The following is a 19,773-nucleotide window of genomic DNA, read 5'->3' as shown; positions in this document are numbered from 1 at the left end:
GCTCCTCATTCGTCTCGATATGCGGCTCACTCACTCGGAGCCACCTCCTTCTCGCGGTCCTTCAGCTCCATCGCGCGCCGGCGACTCGGAATCAGACCCTGCGGCCGCAAGATCATGATCACGATGATGACGATGCCGAACAATGCGAACCGGTACTCGTACAGGTCCGTGCCGCCGAACGAAATACCACGCAGACGGTCCGGGATGTACGAGATCAGCGCACCACCCAGAATCGCGCCGGCGATATTGCCCGAACCGCCCATGACGACACCGGCCAGAACCAGGATGGAGAACTGCAGCACGAACGTCTGCGAATTGATGAAGCTCTGCTCGCCGGCGAACATGACACCGCCCAGACCACCGATGAACGCGCCGATCGCGAACGCCCACAACTTGTACTTCGTGGTCCGCACGCCCATCACCTCGGCGGCCTCTTCGTCCTCCCGGATCGCCAGCCACGAACGGCCCACCCGGGACCGGTCGAGATTACGAACCCCGAGAATCACCAGGATGATCACCACGAGACCGAGCCAGAAATACGGCGTCGCGTCGCGGACCCCGAAGATCGGGGAGCCGTCCGAATACGATCCCGGCGGGTGCGGGATCGAGGTGAAGCCCCGGTCACCGCGCAACGTATCGGTACTGGTCGCGACGATCCGGATGATCTCCGCGAAGCCCAGCGTCACGATCGCCAGATAGTCACCGCGCAACCGCAGCGTCGGCCAGCCCAGGATCAGGCCCGCCAGCATCGTGAGCGCCAGCGCGAACGGCGCCGCCGCCAGCCACGCCCACCCGGTGTGCGAATACAGAATGCTGTCCGGCGAGGTCAGCAAGGCCGTCCCGTACGCACCGACGGCGAAGAAACCGACGTAACCGAGGTCGAGCAGACCCGCGTAGCCGACCACGACGTTCAGGCCCAGCGCCAGCAACACGTAGTAGGACATGTTGAACAGAGCGCTCGTCCAGTCCACGCCGTTGGTGACGATCTGCGGCCCGATCACCGGGACGTCACCCACGTACGGCAGCAGGAACGCGGCCGCCGTGGCCGCCAGGACCACCACCGCCCGCACCCACACCGGCTGCCGGCCGAACCAGCCCCGCACCCCGCCGCCGCCTCGAGACGCCTGCTTCTTCGGCGCCGGCGGCTTCTCGGAAGTCACAGCCACCTCGGTCATGCTCGTGCCCTCCCCAGCGACTCGCCCAGCAGGCCCGTGGGACGGAACAGCAGGATCAGAATCAGCAGTACGAACGCCGCCGCGTGCAACCATTCCGACCCGAAAAGACCCGCCGCGTAATTCTGCAGAACGCCCAGCAGGAACCCACCCAGAAGCGCGCCGCGCAAATTACCGATACCACCCAGCACCGCCGCCGTGAAAGCGTCGATACCGAGCATGAACCCGGCGTCGTACCGGGTGACCCCGATCTTAAGGTCGTACATGACCGCGGCGATACCGGCCATCAGGCCACCTAGCAGGAACACCAGCGAGATGACCCGGGACTTGTTCACGCCCATCAAAGCGGCGCTGTCCGGATTCTGCGCCACCGCGCGGATACCCCGGCCCAGCCGCGTGCCGTTGATGAAACGATCCAGCGCGAACATCATCACCAGCGCCAGCACCACGATCAGGATCTGCAGATTCGTGATGTGCGTGTCCCCGATGGTGATGACCGTCCGCGCCGAGATGACCGGCGGGACACCGCGCTGATTGCGGTGGGTCGCCACACCGACGATCTCGGAGATCGCCAGCGAAGCACCGATCGCCGTGATCAGGAACGCCAGGGGCGGAGCATTACGCTGCCGCAACGGCCGATAGGCGACCAACTCCACGAACAACGCCGTAAGACCCGACGCGATGATGGCGACCACTAAGCCGATCACCATGTAAACCAACATGCCGCCGAACGACGGCACCGCCGAGTTCTGGTCCAGACCGAACCAGCCCCAGACGATCAGGCACGCGAACGTGCCGATCATGAAAACCTCGGAATGCGCGAAGTTGATCAGCCGCAGCACGCCGTACACCAGGGTGTAGCCCAACGCGAACAGCGCGATGATCGCGCCCTGCGCCAGGCCGGTGACGGTGAGCGGCCCGAAATCGTTGATCAGACCGGAAAAGTTCACAGAGGGGCTCCAAAAGACGAGGTCGGTGTGGCCGGAGCGCTAACCCCGGCCACACCGGCCCTACCGCAAAGTAACCGCGCGATCCGATCAGGCGGAAGTCTTGATCTCCACGTCCGCCTTCGTGTCGCCCGACTCGTCGAACTTGAACGCCCACACCTTGATCAGCGTCGGGTCCAGCTCGCCGGCCGGCGTGAACTTGTAGGTGTTCGCGATGCCCTTGTAGTTGACCGTCGAGAGGAACGTGTTCAGCTTGTCCGGCGTGGTGTTACCCGCGTCGATGCCCTGCAGGAACACGTTCGCCGCGTCGAAGGCCACGTCCGAGTACGTACCGGCCGCGACGCCCCACTTGGTCTTGTAATCGTTGTTGAACGTGCCACCCGCCTGCTCCGGCGGAGAACACGGGCACGTCACCACGGTGCCGATCGCGGCCGCGTTACCCGACGCCTTCGACAGGCCCGGGTCCTTCATGCCGTCGCCGCCCAGCAGCGTGCCCTTCCAACCGGCCGCCGTGAGCTGCTTACGGATGATGCCGCCGTTCGTGTAGTAGCCACCGTAGAACAGCGCGGTCGCGCCGCTCGAGTTGACCTTCTGCACGAGAGCCGAGAAGTCGGTCTGCTTGCCGTCGCCCTCGGTCTTGTCCGAGCCGACCACCAGCGGACCCAGCTTCTGCTTGACCACATCGGCCAGACCCGCGCCGTACGCGGACTGGTCATCGGCGACGAAGACCTTCGTCGCCTTCATGTTGTCCTTGATGTACGCAGCGGCCGCCGGCCCCTGCGAGTCGTCGTTGGCCACCGCGCGGTGGAACGTCTTCCAGCCCTTCGTCGACAGCGAGGTCCGCGTCGCCGACGGCGTGATAGTCGGAATACCGGCCGACTCGAAGATCGGGTCCGCGGCCTCCGACTCGCCGGAGAACGGCGGGCCGACAATGCCGATGATCTTCTTGTCCGCAACGAGGTTACGCGCGACACCAGGGGCGACCGAAGCCTCACCCTGCGAGTCGAACTTGGCGACCTCGATACAGGTCGACCCCTTCTTCTGGTTGTACTGATCGACAGCCAGCTCGAAGCCCTGCTCGATGTTGACACCGAGGTTGGCGGCCGAGCCGGTGAGTGCGCCGAAGAACGCGAGCTTGTAGCCGCAGTTCGAACCGCTCGCCGTGTCGCCGCCCGTGTCCGAGGACTTGTTACATGCGGCGGCGCCGGCGATGAGCCCGATGATGGCCACCCCGCCGATAGCTCGTGCGAGAACCTGCCTCAAGGTTGGAACCCCTCCTCCATACCGAACCCACCGAGCCACCGGACGCCGATTGGCGCTTGCGCACGCAATCGGCGACGCCGAGCCCGTCATGGGCCGGGACGCTATCCCAGGTTCGCTGCCTGCGGTAAGCCTTCGATCGGGCTTTGACCGAACCGTTACGTCCGGTGACGCCACGACACGGGAGGGTGTTACAACCTCTGAGTATTGAAGATCAACTGGTGGCGGGCTGCGCGCCCCCCGCCTCCTGACCCTCCGCCAGGATGCGATCGGCCACCTCACGCATCGTCATCCGGTGGTCCATCGCCGTCCGCTGAATCCACTTGAACGCCTGCGGCTCGGTCATCTGGTACTTCGTCATCAGCTCGCCCTTGGCGCGCTCGACGGACTTCCGCGTCTCCAGCCGGTCGGTCAGGCTGGCCACCTCGGCCTCCAGAGCCGCAATCTCCGCATAGCGGGACAAAGCGACCTCGATCGCCGGAACCAGGTCCGACTTCTGGAACGGCTTCACCAGATAGGCCATCGCCCCCGCGGCGCGCGCCCGCTCCACCAGATCCCGCTGGCTGAACGCCGTCAGGATCACCACCGGCGCGATGTGCCCGCCGGCGATCCGCTCCGCGGCCGCCAGCCCATCCATGATCGGCATCTTGATGTCGAGAATGACGAGGTCCGGGCGCAGCTCCTCGGCCAGGCGTACGGCGGTCTCGCCGTCCCCGGCCTCACCGACGACGTCGTAGCCCTCCTCGACGAGCATCTCCGCCAGGTCGAGCCGAATAAGGGCCTCGTCCTCCGCGATGAGAACCCGCTTGCGCTCGGCACCAGCCTGCGTGTCGGCCACGGAACCCCTACCCCCAACATTCCCGAAGTCACGACACCCCGGTATGTGGGTGTCGCCTCCCCAAGCCTAGTGGGTAAGCTGTGCCGTGCTCGGGCCAGCGTGACCTTGTCAGGCGGCGGCCCAGGCGCGCCGGGGTGGTGCAATCGGTTGACACGGAGCACTCAAAATGCTTTGTCTGAAAGGACATGCGGGTTCGAATCCCGTCCCCGGCACAACAACAGAAAATGTCGTACCGGTGTTCGATAATCTCGGTCATGCATCCTCCCGAGTTTCGCGAGCGGGCGCTCAAGCTCCGAGCTGACGGCATTCCCTTCGGCGAGATATGCCGCGTTCTTGGCCTGCCGCGAAGAACCGTCGGCAACTGGTTTTACGGCGACCGGCCACGGCGCCGCGCCGAGCGCGAAGCAACGAAGCCGCGGTGTGCTCGATGCGCTGATCCACCGCGCGATCCACCCGACGCCGCGTCGTATGCGTATCTCCTCGGTCTCTACCTCGGCGACGGCCATCTCGTTACTTCGACGAAGGTCCCGGTGCTTCGCGTCTACTGCACCGCGGCTTGGCCAGGGCTGGTCGAAGCGTGCGAGGAGGCGATGCTGAGGGCGCTGGCGCGAAAGGTCCATCGTGTAACGCGCAACGGATGCGTGGTCGTCGGAAGCTCCTCGGTTCATTGGCCCTGCTTTTTTCCGCAGCATGGGCCGGGTAAGAAGCATGAGCGACCGATCATTCTTGCCGATTGGCAACAGATTGTCGTGCACGAACATCCGGAGAGTTTGCTCCGCGGCCTATTCCACTCGGACGGTTGCCGTGCGACAAATCGGGTCCGGCACGGAGCCAAAATATACGATTATCCGCGATACAACTTCTCGAACGAGTCCGTCGACATCATGCGGCTCTGTCAAGAATCTTTGGATCGACTGGGAATCAGCTGGCGGATGTGCCGGCCGAACATGCTGTCCGTGGCGCGGCGGGAGGCGGTGGCGCGGCTGGATGAGTTTGTCGGGCCGAAGTGGTGATCGGTTTATGCCCGTCGGCCCACCGCCAGGTGGCCCGAACGGTCCTGGCCGGGGTTAGCGCTCCGTAAGGAACCGGTCGACCCGGGTTCAATCGGTGACGTTAGGTGATTGCGCCCAGCGCACGGATTGCGACGGAGTATCACGGAGCGTGATGCAACCTCGATGACTAGTTGCGGCCGACAGCGGACGTCGCTCAGTTCGTGGGCAGCGTCCTCACTGGATCGGTCATAAGGACCGCGCCGACGGGCCGATGTAATGCGCAACCCGGCAGGGGTGCCGGATTCAGGCCCGAATGCGCCGTTCGCCGAATTGCGTATGGGCTATGAGAGGGCCGAAGGGTGCGGGGTGCGGCGCGAGTCGTGCTTGTGGTCAGCATCATGTGCCGACGCGATCGAACGTCCGCGAACCGCCACCCTCCCCATCCAGGCACGGTGGCTGGGCGCGGTGAATCTGGGCGAACCGCCGGACCTCGTGCGGCGCGGATGTTGTCATGGCAGGGACACCCTGTCGGCTGGAGGGCTCATGTTGTGGTCCGGTTCGTCGTCCAGGTCCGCTCTGCGTGACTCGATCTGGGGTTTTCTGCTGTTCGCGGGGGTGGCGTGGCTGGCGATCGCCTGGAGTGTGCTGCGGCTGGAGCCGGCGGATGTGGTGGTCGTCGCGGGGGCGATGGTCTTTTTCGGGGCGCTCTGTGAAGGCGTGCGGGCGCTGGCGGGCATGCGGACGTGGTGGTTGAACGCGGGGCTGGCGGTGCTGTTCACCGGTATCGGGACGATCGTGGTGGTCGATGCCGATGCGACGTTTGCGACCACGGCATCGCTGGTGGGCTGGTTTCTGATGGTGCGCGGTGCCCTGGACGTCGCGGTGTCCACGATGAACCGGGGGGTGGACCGCACCTGGGGTTTGGTGCTGTCGCTGGGTGTCGTGCAGGCCGGGCTGGGGTATTTCGCGGCCGGGCCGTTGTTCCGGTCGGCGGATCTGACGATTGTGACGCTGGGTGGGCTGGCGTTGTTGCGGGGCGTGGCGGATCTGGTGACGGCGTTGCGGCTGCGGGAGGTTTCGGCGGCCCGGCATGACGTGCTGGATCTGTCGCCGGAGCGGGCCGAGGGGGTCGCGGGATATGCGGCGGGTCTCGAGGACGTGGCTCAGGGGGCCCGCCACCGAGCGGGCGGCTTGGACGAGGCGGACGGTGCGGAAACGCCGACCGGAGTGAAGCCTGTCTATCAGCCGGGGTCGTTCCACGAAGAGGTGGTCCGGACCACGAAGGATCTGGATGCCAAGATCGCGGATGCCGGCGTGACCGGCACCGTCGCGGGTGCCACGCGCGTGCCGGAGAATCTTCCGCTCGTCCCGGATTCGCCGGAGGAGATGACCGAGCGGCAGCGGCCGTAGCCACCGGAGCGGACGGGGTCAGCCGCCCACGCGGCGCAACAATCCCTCCTGCACCGCGCTCGCGATGTGCCGCCCGTCCCGGGTGAACATCCGGCCGGTCGCCAGCCCCCGGGCACCACTGGCCGACGGGCTCTCGCAGTCGTACAAGAACCACTCGTCGGCCCGGAACGGGCGGTGGAACCACAGCGCGTGGTCCAGGCTGGCGCCGATGATGCCGCCCGGCCCCCACACCTCGCCGTGCACGTTGAGCACCGAGTCGAGCAGTGCCAGGTCGGAGGCGTAGGTCAGGGCGCAGGCGTGCACCAGCGGGTCGTCGGGCAGCTTGCCGTCGATGCGCATCCAGGCGCGTTGCTGCTCGCGCGGGGCGCGGTCGCCGGGCGGCACCCAGCCGGGGGTGCCGACGTAGCGCAGGTCGACGGCCCGGGGCGCGGCCGCGAAGGACTTGGCGCGCGACGGGTACCGGGTGATCCAGTCGGCGATGCTGGGAACTTCCTCGGGCCCGGGTACGCCCGTGGGGGCCGGCGCGTGGTGGTCGAGTCCTTCCTCGTGGACCTGGAAGGAGGCGGACATGAAGAAGATCGTTTTGCCGTGTTGTTGGGCGGTGGACCGGCGTACGGAGAAGGATCTGCCGTCTCGGATGGTCTCGACCTGGAACTCGATGGGCTGGGTCGGGTCGCCGGTGCGCACGAAGTAGCCGTGCAGGGAGTGGACGGTGCGGTCGGGTTCGACGGTGCGGCCGGCGGCGACCAGCGCCTGCGCGGCGGCTTGGCCGCCGAACACGCGCTGGGCGCCGGTCTGCGGGCTCTGCCCGACGAAGGTCGCGTCGTCCCGCTGCTCGAGGTCGAGGATCTCGAGCAGCTGGTCGACGGCGGCTTGCCCGCTCAGCGGTGGCACTAGATCTTGGCTAGGGAGCCGAGCTGGTGCACGCGCAGGGTGTTGGTCGAGCCGGGCGCGTTCGGCGGGGAGCCGGCCACGACGACCACGAAGTCGCCGGGGCGGGCCAGGCCGAGGCCGAGCATCATGCCGTCGACCTGCTTGAACATGTCGTCGGTGTGCTGCACGAAGTCGGTGAGGAACGTTTCCACGCCCCAGCTCAGGGCGAGCTGGTCGCGGACCTCGGGCACCGGGGTGAAGGCGTACAGGGGGAGCTCGCAGTGCAGGCGTGCGAGACGCCGCACGGTGTCGCCAGTCTGGGAGAAGGCGACCAGGGCCTTGGCGCCGATGTTCATGGCGATCTGGGAGGCCGCGATGGTGAGCGCGCCGCCGTGGGTGCGGGGGGCGTGCTGCATGGCGGGCACCGGGATGGAGCCGCCCTCGGTGGTCGCGACGATCTTGGCCATGGTGCTGACGGTGAGGACCGGGTATTTGCCGACCGAGGTTTCGCCGGAGAGCATGACCGCGTCGGTGCCGTCGAGGACCGCGTTGGCGACGTCGGACGCCTCGGCGCGGGTCGGGCGCGAGTTTTCGATCATGGAGTCGAGCATCTGGGTCGCGACGATGACCGGCTTCGCGTTCTCCCGGCAGAGCTGCACGGCGCGCTTCTGCACCAGCGGCACCTGGTCGAGGGGCAGCTCGACGCCGAGGTCACCGCGGGCGACCATGATGCCGTCGAAGGCGAGCACGATGGCCTCGAGCTGGTCGACCGCCTCGGGCTTCTCCACTTTGGCGATGACCGGGACGAACCGGCCCTCCTCCGCCATGATCTCGCGGACGAGCTTGATGTCGTCGGGCGAGCGGACGAACGAGAGCGCGACCAGGTCGACGCCGAGGCCGAGGGCGAAGCGCAGGTCGTCGGCGTCCTTGTCGCTGAGGGCGGGGACGCTGACGGCCACGTTGGGCAGTGACACGCCCTTGTTGTTGCTGACCGGGCCGCCCTCGACGACCAGGCAGCGGATGTCGTTGCCGGTGACCGCGGCGACCTCGACGGCGACCTTGCCGTCGTCGATGAGGAGGCGGTCGCCGACCTTGACCTCCTGCGGGAGCCGCGTATATGTGCAGGAGACGCGGTCGGCGGTGCCGAGGATGTCGTCGCCGGTGATGGTGACGAGGTCGCCGGTGTTCCACACGTGCGGCCCGTCGGCGAACTTGCCGAGCCTGATCTTCGGCCCCTGCAGGTCGGCGAGGACGGCGACGGCGCGACCGGCCTGCTCGGCGGAGGTGCGCACCAGCTCGTAGATCTGCTGGTGGTCCTCGTGGGTGCCGTGGCTGAAGTTCATGCGGGCCACGTCCATCCCCGCCTCGACGAGACCGAGCATCCGCTCCGGTGACGCGGTGGCCGGGCCCATGGTGCAGACGATTTTTACGCGGCGTGTCACGGCCATCAGGCTAGTCTCTCTTCCTCATCGGCCGAATGGCCGACCCCCGTCGGCGGGATGAACGGCGTGGGCGGTTGACCAGCGCCGTGAGGCGGGCTTCGGTGACCGCGCAGACAGACTAGTGGTCACTCACGCTGTGTTGGGGGCAACCCCTCTCCCGTACGCCGGTAGGACTGTCCGGGCGGTGATCTGAGTCGCGTGACGACGGTCACGGTGTGCTCCACCGGATTTCGGAACCGTATTTCTCCTGTTCGACGAAGGCGCGGGAGGCTGGGCGCAGGATTCTCGGCGGGTGGTGTTCGAGAACCGGGTACGCGGCGTCATCGCTCGGCGCTGGGCGTACGACGTGCTGCCGAGCTTGATGGAGCTGATCCGGATTCGGGCGGTCTCCCCGGCGTACGACAGCAATTGGTTTGAGAGGGACGAGCTGTGGGACGCGGCCGATCACGTGCGCGAGTGGATCGCGCGCCACGGCATGGTGGCCGAGGTCGTTCAGCTTCCGGGTCGTACGCCGCTGGTGGTCGCCGAGGCGGGTGGCCGCGACGACCGGGGCACCGTCGTCGTCTACGGACACCTTGACACCGTGCCGTCCCCGGGGTTCGGCCGGTGGCGGGCGGTGCTGCGCGACGGCCGGCTCTACGGGCGTGGTGCGGCCGACGACGGCTACGCGGGGTATGCCGCGGTCACCGCGCTGGCCGTGAGCCGCGACCACGAGCGCACGGTGCTGCTGCTGGAGACGGGTGCGGAGTCCGGCAGCCCCGATCTCGACGTCTATCTGACGGCGCTGGCCGGCCGGCTCGGCGACGTTTCCCTGGTCATCGGGTTGGACGGGGCCGCGGCCGGCTATGAGCGGTGGTGGCTGACCACACGGGCCACGCCGGACTCGTGGCTCCTCCCGGCGCTCGCCGGGATCGGGGCCCGCGTGTTCGGCAGGCCGTGCGGGGTGGCCGGCGCCGACGGGGGCGGCGGGCCGGCGGACATGCTGGCCCGCCGATACCCGGACGCGCGTCACGTGGTGACCGGCGCGGCCGGCCCGGACTCGAACACGCACGCCCGGGACGAATCGTTGAACCTCGCCTACGCGTACCGGGTGACCGAGTCGCTCGCGCTGCTGCTCGAGGCGCACGCGCGGGGATGAGTCAACCCGGCTGTGCGATGGGTTCCATGGCGATGTTCAGGGCCGACCGGAGCAGGCCGTCCAGCGTGTGCACATCCCAGCCGGTGACCCTTTCCCAGCGGTCGAGCCGGTATCGCAGGGTATTCGGGTGGATGTGCAATGCGGCGGCGGCGCCGGCGATGGAGAACCGGTTGCCGACGAACGCCGCGACACTTTCGGTCAGATGTGCGCGTGACAATCCGGAGCCCGGAGTGATCAGCGGCTGCAGTCGGGGTAGTTGTGCCACGAGGGTGGCGATCACCCAGTCCCGCTCGAAGTGGACCGGGCCGGCCCGCGCCCGCGCCAGGACCAGCGCGCGTTCGGCGTCGGTCAGGCTCTCCGCCGCACCGCCGAGGCCCGCGCGGCGCAGTCCCACCCCGGCGACCGGATGGTCCCCGAGTAGGGCGAGTGCGGGTTCCGGCCGGGCGTCCTGGGACACCAGAGCCAGGACAGCGCCGTGCGTGTGGGCGGCCGCCCGCAGCGCCCGGTGGCCCAGCTCGCGGCGCAGGCCGCGCACCCGGTCAGCGGGCCAGTCGGCGGCCGGGGCGCAGATCACCTGGAACCAGCCGTCGGGATCGAAGCCGAGGCCGCGGGCGGCAGACCCGGCGGGCGGCCCACCCGCCAGCCCGGCGATCAGAGTCCGCGCGAGGGCGTCCCGCGACTCCTCGCGAACGTCGCCCGCGGTCGCGTAGCCGTCGGCCACGGCGCTGACGCTGCTGCGCAGCCACGACCAGAAGACGCTCGTCACCGGGAGCAGTTGCTCCTCGTGGTCGCCGGCGAGCAGGCGTACGCGCAGTTCCTCCCACACCATCCGGTAGCCGACGTGATAGGCGCCGATCACGGTTTCCAGGCGAAGGCCCTGCTCGGCCCGGAGCCGCCCGAGCAGCCGGCCGTCGTCGGCCTCGGCGGGGCTCGGCGGGCGGCGCTCGATCAGGCCGCCGAACAGGTTGCGGCACTCCCGGAAGACCGCGGAACGCAGCTCCGTGTCGCTGAGCACCTCGTGATAGTTCCCCGGAATCTCGGTGTGGATCCGCGCCACGATCCGTGCGCTGAGTTCCGCGGACTCGTGGTACAGCTCGGTGCAAACGGCCTCGATGACGTGCCAGTCGGGTTGTATGGCGGCGCTCATCGGGCGTGCAGCGGCGGGCCCTCGGCGACCAGTTCGGCCATCGCGCCGAAGCCGATCGGTCCTACTTCCAGTTTGCCGGGTCCCAGGTAGCGAGACATCATGGCCGTCCTTCCGGGTTGATGTCCGAGAAGTCGTCGGCGGCGACCGGCGTGGCGTCGGCGGACCAGCTGGCCAGTAACGCCAGCCGGTCCGAGGTGGGCGAGCCGGGTTCGGCGGTGAAGACGTACATCGCGGAGTCCACGTCGTCGGTCAGCGTCATGCGGTCGAACGCGAGGTCGAGACGGCCGACCAGGGGGTGGTTGAGAACCTTCGGCCCGTGCGTCTTGTCGCGCACCGGGTGGCTTGCCCACAGCTCGCGGAACCGCGCGCTGCGAATGCTGAGCTCACCGATCAGCTCGGTCAGATGCGGGTCGCCGGGTCGCTTGCCGACCTGGACGCGAAGGTCGGCCACCATCGACTCGGCGTCACGCGCCCAGTCCGGGTAGAACTCGCGCGACCGGGGTTCGTCGAGAAAGAACCGCCGGGCCCGGTCCCGGGTGCGGGGGTCATCGGTGATCTGAAAGACGGCGCGGGCCAGCGCGTTCTCCGCCCACACGGTCATCGTGTAGTCCGTGATGATCGCCGCGCCGGCCATGTCGTCGAGCATCCGGCGCAGGCTGGCGCGGACCGGGCGCGGTCCGGCCGGATGGGTGCGGCGCACCGTGGCCGGTTCCGGCAGCACCAGGGCGCGCAGGTGGGCCAGCTCGTCCTGGTCCAGCCGCAGCGCCCGGCCCAGCGCGGTCAGGACCTGGTCGCTGACGTGCGGGCCGCGGCCCTGCTCCAGACGCACGTAGTAGTCGGTGCTGAGGCCGGCCAGCTGGGCGACCTCCTCGCGACGCAGGCCGGCCACCCGGCGCGGGCCGCGCTCGGGCAGCCCCACCTCGGCCGGGGTGAGCCGCGCACGACGCGACCGCAGGAAGTCACCCAGCTCTCGATTCATGCGGCCACGCTAACCCGCAGGTCAGAGACCAGGGTGGTGCTGAATTGCCTAGGCTGTGACGCGCGGTCAGACCGAAAGGGGCTGAGCGGACGCCTGCACCGGCGCCGGCAGCTCACCGGCCGCGCCCAGATAGTCGTGGATTGCCGCCGCGGCCGAGCGCCCCTCGGCGATGGCCCAGACGATCAGGGACGCACCGCGATGCGCGTCACCGGCCACGAACACCCCGGGCGCCGAGGTCTGCCAGTCGGCCCCCGCGTCCAGCACCCCGCGCGCGTTCCGCGAGATCCCGAACTGGGACAGCACGGGCTGCTCCTCGGTGCCGTCGAAGCCGATCGCCAGCAACACCAGGTCGGCGCGCAACTCACGCGACGACCCGGGGGTCTCGGTGACCGTCCGTACGCCGTTGACTCGCTCGACGACCACATCGGCGATGCGGATGGCCGCCACGTTGCCGGCGCCGTCGTCGACGAACTCCTCGACGGCCACGCCGAAGACGCGTTCGCCGCCCTCCTCGTGGGCCGGGTAGTTGCGCAGGATGACCGGCCAGGTGGGCCACGGGTGCTGTTCGGCGGCCCGCGCGTCCGGCGGCAGCGGGTACTGGTCGAGCTGCACCACCGACGCCGCGCCCTGCCGGTGGGCGACGCCGAGGCAGTCCGCGCCGGTGTCGCCGCCGCCGATGATGATCACGTGCTTGCCGGCCGCGTCGATCGGCGTCGACGCCTGCAGGCCGGCGACCACCCGGTTCGCCGGTACGAGGTGTTCCATCGCCAGGTGCACGCCGTTCAACGAACGTCCGGGAGTCGCCGGGACGTCCCGGCTGGCCAGGGCGCCGGTGGCCAGCAGCACCGCGTCGAACCGCTCGCGCAGGTCGTCGACGGTGATGTCGGTGCCGACGTCGACGCCGGTCTCGAAGACGACGCCCTCGGCGGACATCTGGGCGAGCCGGGCGTCCACCACGGACTTCTCGATCTTGAAGTCGGGGATGCCGTAGCGCAGCAGCCCGCCGATGCGGTCGTCGCGCTCGTACACCGTCACCGCGTGTCCGGCGCGGGCCAGCTGCTGGGCGGCCGCGAGCCCGGCCGGGCCGGAGCCGACCACCGCGACGCGCTTGCCGGACAGCAGGGGCGCCGGCTGCGGCCGGACGTAGCCGAGGTCGAACGCGTGGTTGGCGATCTCCACCTCGACCTGCTTGATGGTCACCGGGTCGTCGGCGATGCCGAGCACACACGCCGCCTCGCAGGGCGCCGGGCACAACCGCCCGGTGAACTCGGGGAAGTTGTTGGTCGCGTGCAGCGCCTCCGCGGCCGACTGCCACGCGCCGGTGCGGACCAGGTCGTTCCAGTCCGGGATGCGGTTGCCGAGCGGGCAGCCCTCGTGACAGAACGGGATGCCGCAGTCCATGCAGCGGGTGGCCTGGTCGCGGATCAGGTCCTCGCCGGCCGGCGGATACACCTCGCGCCAGTCCCGGATGCGTACCGGAACGGGCCGCCGCTTGGGCAGCTGCCGTTCGTAGCGCAGGAAACCGTTGGGATCAGGCACCGATACCCCCCATGACCGCCTCGTCCACGTTGCGACCGGCGGCTTCGGCGGTCCTGATCACTTCCATCACACGCTTGTAGTCGCGCGGCACCACGGCGGTGAACCGGTCCACCGCCGCGGGCCAGTCCGCCAGCAGCTTCTCGGCGACCACCGACCGGGTCTGGTCGAAGTGCTCCTCGACCAGGGCCCGCAACGAGGACTGCTCCTCGTCGTTGAGCGGGGTCAGGTCGACCAGCTCCGGGTTGATCCGGGCCGGCACCAGGTCGAGCACGAACGCCGTGCCGCCGCTCATGCCCGCGGCGAAGTTGCGCCCGGTCGGGCCGAGCACCACGACGGTGCCGCCGGTCATGTACTCGCAGCCGTGGTCGCCCACGCCCTCGACGACCGCGGACGCGCCGGAATTGCGCACCGCGAACCGCTCCCCGACCCGTCCACGCAGGAACAGCGCGCCGCTGGTAGCCCCGTACAGGATGGTGTTCCCGGCGATGATGTTGTCCTCGGCCACGAACGGCGCGTCCTCGGCGGGGCGTACCGACACCCGGCCGCCGGAGAGTCCCTTGGCGACGTAGTCGTTGGTGTCGCCGATCAGGCGCAGCGTGACGCCGCGCGGCAGGAACGCGCCGAACGACTGGCCGCCGGTGCCGCGCAGGGTGAACGAGATGGTGTCCTCGGGCAGGCCGGCACCGCCGTAGCGGCGGGTGACCTCGCCGCCGAGCATCGCGCCCACGCTGCGGTGGTCGTTGCGCACGGCTAGTTCCTCGCGGACCGCCACGCCGTCCTGCAGGGCCGGCTGGGCCAGCTCGATGAGCTTGTTGTCGAGCGCCTTCTCCAGGCCGTGGTCCTGCGGGACGACCCCGCGGCGGGCGGCGCCGTCGGGCAGCGACGGGACGTACAGGACGGACGAAAGGTCGAGTCCCTTGGCCTTCCAGTGGTCCACGGCCGGGCGTACGTCCAGGACCTCGGCGTGCCCGATGGCCTCGTCGATCGAGCGGAAGCCGAGTTGCGCCAGGTATGTGCGGACCTCTTCGGCCAGGAACAGGAAGAAGTTCTCGACGAACTCCGGCTTGCCGGTGAAGCGTTCGCGCAGCACCGGGTTCTGGGTGGCGATGCCGACCGGGCAGGTGTCGAGGTGACAGACCCGCATCATGACGCAACCGGAGACGATCAGCGGCGCGGTCGCGAAGCCGAACTCCTCGGCGCCGAGCAGGGCCGCGACGATCACGTCCCGGCCGGTCTTGAGCTGGCCGTCGACCTGCACGGTGACCCGGTCGCGCAGCTTGTTCAGCAGCAGCGTCTGCTGCGCCTCGGCCAGGCCCAGCTCCCACGGCGAGCCGGCGTGCTTGAGCGAGTTCAGCGGGGACGCGCCGGTGCCGCCGTCGTGGCCGGAGATGAGGATGACGTCGGCCTTGAGCTTTGCGACGCCGGCCGCAACGGTGCCGACGCCGATCTCGCTGACCAGCTTGACGTGCACACGCGAGCGCGGGTTGACCATCTTGAGGTCGTGCACGAGCTGCGCGAGGTCCTCGATGGAGTAGATGTCGTGGTGCGGCGGCGGCGAGATCAGGCCGACGCCGGGGGTGGCGTGCCGGGTCTTCGCGATCCACGGCCACACCTTGTTGCCGGGGAGCTGGCCGCCCTCGCCGGGCTTCGCGCCCTGCGCCATCTTGATCTGCAGGTCGTCGGCGTTGACCAGGTATTCGCTGGTGACACCGAAGCGACCGGAGGCGATCTGCTTGACCGCGGAGCGCCGCGACGGGTCGTAGAGGCGCTCGGTGTCCTCGCCGCCCTCGCCGGTGTTGGACCGGCCGCCCAGGTTGTTCATCGCGATCGCGAGCGTCTCGTGCGACTCCGCCGAGATCGACCCGTACGACATGGCACCGGTGGCGAAGCGCTTCACGATCGCGGACACCGGCTCGACTTCGTCGAGCGGCACCGGCGCCCGATTTGTCCGAAACTCGAACAGCCCACGCAACGAGCCGCTGGCCGCGGCCAGCATGTCCACTTTTTCCGTATATTTCTGGAAAACGGAATACTGCTTCGAGCGCGTAGCGTGCTGCAACAAGAAAACCGTCTCCGGGTTGAAGAGATGCAACTCCCCTTCCCGGCGCCACTGATACTCCCCGCCGACCTCGAGCCGCCGATGCGTGCGCTCGGCGGGATTGGCCGGGTACGCCTTCTCGTGCCGCGCCGCCACCTCGGCGTGGATGTCCGCGAGCCCGGCCCCACCGATCCGTCCGCTGGTCCCGTGGAAATAGCGCTGCAGCAACCGGTTGTCCAGCCCGACCGCCTCGAACACCTGCGCCCCGCAGTAGGACGACACGGTCGAGATGCCCATCTTGGACATGATCTTCAGGACGCCCTTGCCGAGCGCCTTCACGTAGTTGCGCACCGCGGTCTGACTGTCCATCCCGGCCAGCGACCCGGTGGCGATCAGGTCGTCGACCGTCTCGAACGCCAGGTACGGGTTCACCGCCGCGGCCCCGAAGCCGATCAGCACCGCCGCGTGGTGCACCTCGCGCGCGTCGCCGGACTCGACCACCAGCGCGACCTGGGTGCGGGTCTGTTCGCGTACGAGATGCTGGTGGACCGCGGCGGTCAGCAGCAGCGACGGGATCGGCGCGAGATCCGCGTTGGCGTCCCGGTCGGAGAGCACCAGGATCCGCACGCCGTCCTCGATCGCCTCGGACACGTGCCGGCAGATCTGGGTGAGCCGTGCCTTGATCCCGGCGCCGCCGTCGCGCAGCGGGTAGAGGCCGGAGACCCGGACCGCCTTGAACCCGGGCAGGTCGCCGTCCTCGTCCACGGACAGCAGCTTGGCCAGCTCGTCGTTGTCGATGATCGGGTAGGGCAGGACGATCTGGCGGCAGGACGCCGGGCCCGGCTCCAGCAGATTGCTCTCCGGCCCGATCGTCGACGAGAGGCTGGTGACGAGCTCTTCCCGGATCGCGTCCAGCGGCGGGTTGGTGACCTGCGCGAACAGCTGATGGAAGTAGTCGAACAGCAGCCGCGGCCGGGTGGACAGCGGCGAGATCGGCGTGTCCGTGCCCATCGAGCCGAGCGGTTCCGATCCGGTACGGGCCATCGGCGCCACCAGGATCTTCAGCTCTTCCTCGGTGTAGCCGAACACCTGCTGGCGGCGGGTCACCGAGTCGTGCGTGTAGATCACGTGCTCGCGCGGCGGCAGGTCACCCAGGTTGATCAGGCCGGCGTGCAGCCAGTCCTCGTACGGCTGGTCGGCCGCCAGCGACGCCTTGATCTCGTCGTCGTGCACGATGCGCCCGGCGGCCGTGTCGACCAGGAACATCTTCCCCGGCTGTAGTCGGCCCTTGGCGACCACTTTTTCTGGTGAAATGTCCAGCACGCCGGCCTCGGAACCCATCACGACGAGCCCGTCCGACGTGTGCCACCAGCGCCCCGGGCGCAGACCGTTGCGGTCCAGCACCGCGCCGATGATCGTGCCGTCGGTGAACGCGACCGACGCCGGCCCGTCCCACGGCTCCATCAGGCTGGCGTGGAAGCGGTAGAACGCACGCCGCTTCGGCTCCATCCCCGGGTCGTTCTCCCACGCCTCCGGGATCATCATGAGCACCGCGTGCGGCAGGCTGCGCCCGGCCATGTGCAGCAGCTCGAGCACCTCGTCGAAGCTGGCCGAGTCGGACGCGCCGGGCGTGTTGATCGGGAACAGCCGCTTGAGGCTGCCGGGCAGCACCCGCGAGCGCAGCAGCGCCTCGCGGGCGGCCATCCAGTTCTTGTTGCCGCGGATCGTGTTGATCTCACCGTTGTGCGCGATGAACCGGTACGGGTGCGCGAGCGGCCAGGACGGGAACGTGTTCGTCGAGAAGCGGGAGTGGACCAGCGCGATCGCGCTGGATACTCGCTCGTCGAGCAGGTCCGGGAAGAACTCGGGCAGCTGATCCGGGGTGAGCATGCCCTTGTAGGTGATGGTGCGCGAGCTCAGCGACGGGAAGTAAGCGGCGACGTCACGCTGGGAGGTTTCCCGCTCGGCCTGCTTGCGGATGGTGAACATGACCCGGTCCAGGTCCATGTCGCGCAGCGGCTCACCCGCCTTCCCGGCCGGCGAGTCGCTGAGCCGCCGCGCGGCCAGGAACAGCTGCCGGATCGCGGGACGCGCCTCCTCGGCGGTCTGACCGAGACCGTCCGGCCGCACGGGCAGGTCGCGCCAGCCGAGCACCTCGCCGCCCTCGACCAGGGCGTACTTCTCGATAATCTTGATGGCTGCCGCGGCCGCCGAGGGCTCATGCGGCAGGAAGACGAGGCCGGTGGCGTACGAGCCGGCCGGCGGCAACGTCAGCAGCGACCGGTAGAACGCGTCCGGCACCTGAATCATGATCCCGGCGCCGTCGCCGGTGTTGTACTCGGCGCCGCGGGCGCCCCGGTGGTCGAGACGGATCAGCGCCGAGAGGCCCTGGGCGACCACGTCGTGGGAGCGCCGGCCGTGCAGGTCGGCCACGAAGGCCACCCCGCAGGCGTCGCGCTCCTGCGCCGGGTCATAAAGCCCCTGAGGGTGCGGATATGCCACCGGGCCTCCTGTCGTCTCTGTGTTACAGATCAAGGTCGGGACGACGTCGGCCCTGCAAAGTCCCTAGAGTCTACGTTAAGGAGTGCCGATCTCCGCCACTTAGGCGCCCGTTCAGATGGATCACACTTAGCTCATAAATTGAGTCGCCGGACGCCCGGGGTGATTGGGTACTCTCGCGCCGTGGCGCAACCGGACAACGACGTCTTCGTCAGACTCGAGCGTTTCTACGACGCTCTCCCCCGACCGTGGGCACGCTCCGAGGATTTCGGGCCCCTGGTGCTCTTCGTCCGCGAGGGCGAGGGCTGGCCCTACTATGCCCGCCCGGTGATCGGCGCGGACACCCCGTCCGCCGCCGATATTACTGCCGTTCGCCGACGTCAACGAGATCTGGGCGCACCCGAGGCGTTCGAGTGGGTCCACGAGACGACCCCCGATCTGCTGGCCGTCGCCCGCTCCGCCGGCCTGGAGGTCCTGCTCGCGCCGCTGCTGGTGCTGGACCCGGCGGCGCTCGTCCCCGACCTGCCCGTCGACGGCGGCGCACTCCGTGTGCTCGACCCCGGCGCCGACACGTTCCCTACCGACCTGGCCGTGTCGCGCACGGTGGCGAACCTGGCGTTCGGCACCCCCGCCCCGGTGTCCGCGACCGCGGACGGCGCACTGATCGTCGAGGTCGCCGGTCCGGCCCAGCGCGACGCCGCGACGGCCGAGCTCAGCGACGGTTTGGTGGCCTCGTTCCGCAAGCGGGCAGCATCCGGCGCGCACGCCACCGCGGTGATCGACTCCGCCACCGAGGGCATCCTGGCCACCGGCGGTCTGATGCGCTCCGGCGACGTCGCCGAGATCGCCGGCGTCGCAACCCTCCCGTCGGCCCGCCGCCGCGGTTACGCGTCCCAGATCACCGCCGCGTTAGCCCGCCGCGCCCTGACCGAGGGCGTCAGCCTGATCTTCCTCTCGGCCGGCGACGACGACGCGGCCCGCCTCTACACAAAGGTCGGCTTCCGCCGCATCGGCACGGCGTGCATAGCCGAGCCAGGAACACCCCTCTAAACCATTCGCCGGTACGCGACGGCCAGGGCTCCGGGCCTCGGAGAGCCAGCCAGCTGCGCCCTCACGCCCGTTGCCCCACGACCGGCAGGGCCAGCCCCAAAGACCAACCCCCGCCGGGCGCCCCACCTCCCCAAGCGCGCGAGGTGTGGGGAACCGCGCCGCCCCCAGCATCACAAAACCCCACACCCCAGGCCCCGCACACGAACTGTGGGCAGCCACGCCGCCCCCAGCATCACAAAACCCCACACCCCAGGCGGCCCGCGTGCAGTGTGGGCAGCCACGCCGCCCCCAGCATCACAAAACCCCACACCCCAGCCCCCGCACACGAACTGTGGGCAGCCACGCCGCCTCCAGCGTCACAAAACCCCACACCCCAGGCGGCCCGCGTGCAGTGTGGGCAGCCACGCCGCCCCCAGCGTCACAAAACCCCACACCCCAGGCGGCCCGCG

Annotated in this window: 14 protein-coding genes and 1 tRNA gene; 5 read left to right on the top strand and 10 right to left on the bottom strand. The window is 69.1% G+C overall.

The window, feature by feature from the left end; all coding sequences use genetic code 11:
• Nucleotides 1–26 precede the first annotated feature (26 nt).
• The 4 genes from HH310_RS36585 to HH310_RS36570 form a co-directional block, all read right to left on the bottom strand.
• Entirely contained in the window at nt 27–1,175 is a 1,149-nt protein-coding gene (locus HH310_RS36585) for a branched-chain amino acid ABC transporter permease (protein ID WP_169180320.1), read from the bottom strand.
• Entirely contained in the window at nt 1,172–2,122 is a 951-nt protein-coding gene (locus HH310_RS36580; protein WP_169180319.1) for a branched-chain amino acid ABC transporter permease, read from the bottom strand. The genes HH310_RS36585 and HH310_RS36580 overlap by 4 nt, the downstream gene beginning before the upstream one ends.
• Nucleotides 2,123–2,209: 87 nt before the next feature.
• The gene (locus HH310_RS36575) at nt 2,210–3,382 is read right to left on the bottom strand and encodes a branched-chain amino acid ABC transporter substrate-binding protein (RefSeq protein ID WP_169180318.1); all 1,173 of its coding nucleotides are present in this window, start codon (nt 3,380–3,382) and stop codon (nt 2,210–2,212) included.
• Between the two features lie 211 nt (nt 3,383–3,593).
• Entirely contained in the window at nt 3,594–4,217 is a 624-nt protein-coding gene (locus tag HH310_RS36570) for an ANTAR domain-containing response regulator (RefSeq protein WP_169180317.1), read from the bottom strand.
• Nucleotides 4,218–4,345: 128 nt separating this feature from the next.
• Between HH310_RS36570 and HH310_RS36565 the strand changes: the two genes are divergently transcribed.
• The 3 genes from HH310_RS36565 (at nt 4,346) to HH310_RS36555 (ending at nt 6,619) form a co-directional block, all read left to right on the top strand.
• Nucleotides 4,346–4,429 (top strand) — tRNA-Leu (locus HH310_RS36565).
• Nucleotides 4,430–4,471: 42 nt separating this feature from the next.
• Nucleotides 4,472–5,230, top strand: coding sequence for a helix-turn-helix domain-containing protein (locus tag HH310_RS36560; protein WP_169180316.1), 759 nt, complete (start codon nt 4,472–4,474; stop codon nt 5,228–5,230).
• 522 nt (nt 5,231–5,752) lie between these two features.
• On the top strand, nt 5,753–6,619 hold the full coding sequence (locus tag HH310_RS36555) for an HdeD family acid-resistance protein (protein ID WP_211193075.1): 867 nt from the start codon (nt 5,753–5,755) through the stop codon (nt 6,617–6,619).
• Between the two features lie 18 nt (nt 6,620–6,637).
• On the opposite strand, the gene HH310_RS36550 is transcribed toward HH310_RS36555, so the two are convergent.
• Nucleotides 6,638–7,513 (bottom strand): acyl-CoA thioesterase II, encoded by an 876-nt coding sequence (locus HH310_RS36550; RefSeq protein WP_169180315.1) that lies wholly within the window; start codon nt 7,511–7,513, stop codon nt 6,638–6,640.
• Complete coding sequence (gene pyk / locus HH310_RS36545) at nt 7,513–8,940, bottom strand: pyruvate kinase (RefSeq protein ID WP_169180314.1); 1,428 nt, start codon at nt 8,938–8,940, stop codon at nt 7,513–7,515. The genes HH310_RS36550 and pyk overlap by 1 nt, the downstream gene beginning before the upstream one ends.
• A 286-nt stretch (nt 8,941–9,226) precedes the next feature.
• Between pyk and HH310_RS36540 the strand changes: the two genes are divergently transcribed.
• Nucleotides 9,227–10,072: a M20/M25/M40 family metallo-hydrolase gene (locus HH310_RS36540; RefSeq protein WP_312034561.1), complete on the top strand. Its 846-nt coding sequence runs from the start codon at nt 9,227–9,229 to the stop codon at nt 10,070–10,072.
• Nucleotide 10,073: 1 nt separating this feature from the next.
• Here the strand turns inward: HH310_RS36540 and HH310_RS36535 are convergent, their stop codons facing one another.
• The 4 genes from HH310_RS36535 to gltB form a co-directional block, all read right to left on the bottom strand.
• Nucleotides 10,074–11,219 (bottom strand): CdaR family transcriptional regulator, encoded by a 1,146-nt coding sequence (locus HH310_RS36535; RefSeq protein ID WP_169180313.1) that lies wholly within the window; start codon nt 11,217–11,219, stop codon nt 10,074–10,076.
• 97 nt (nt 11,220–11,316) lie between these two features.
• The gene (locus HH310_RS36530; RefSeq protein WP_169180312.1) at nt 11,317–12,198 is read right to left on the bottom strand and encodes a helix-turn-helix transcriptional regulator; all 882 of its coding nucleotides are present in this window, start codon (nt 12,196–12,198) and stop codon (nt 11,317–11,319) included.
• 66 nt (nt 12,199–12,264) lie between these two features.
• The gene (locus HH310_RS36525) at nt 12,265–13,737 is read right to left on the bottom strand and encodes a glutamate synthase subunit beta (protein WP_169180311.1); all 1,473 of its coding nucleotides are present in this window, start codon (nt 13,735–13,737) and stop codon (nt 12,265–12,267) included.
• Nucleotides 13,730–18,277: a glutamate synthase large subunit gene (gltB, locus tag HH310_RS36520; RefSeq protein ID WP_396027564.1), complete on the bottom strand. Its 4,548-nt coding sequence runs from the start codon at nt 18,275–18,277 to the stop codon at nt 13,730–13,732. The genes HH310_RS36525 and gltB overlap by 8 nt, the downstream gene beginning before the upstream one ends.
• 180 nt (nt 18,278–18,457) lie before the next feature.
• Between gltB and HH310_RS36515 the strand changes: the two genes are divergently transcribed.
• Nucleotides 18,458–19,324: a GNAT family N-acetyltransferase gene (locus HH310_RS36515; RefSeq protein WP_169180309.1), complete on the top strand. Its 867-nt coding sequence runs from the start codon at nt 18,458–18,460 to the stop codon at nt 19,322–19,324.
• The last annotated feature ends 449 nt before the right edge of the window (nt 19,325–19,773 follow it).

It is taken from the genome of Actinoplanes sp. TBRC 11911, from assembly GCF_012933445.1.
GTDB lineage: Bacteria > Actinomycetota > Actinomycetes > Mycobacteriales > Micromonosporaceae > Actinoplanes.
The sequence above is the reverse complement of the archived record's forward strand: the minus strand, read 5'-3'. Positions and strand labels throughout refer to the sequence as shown.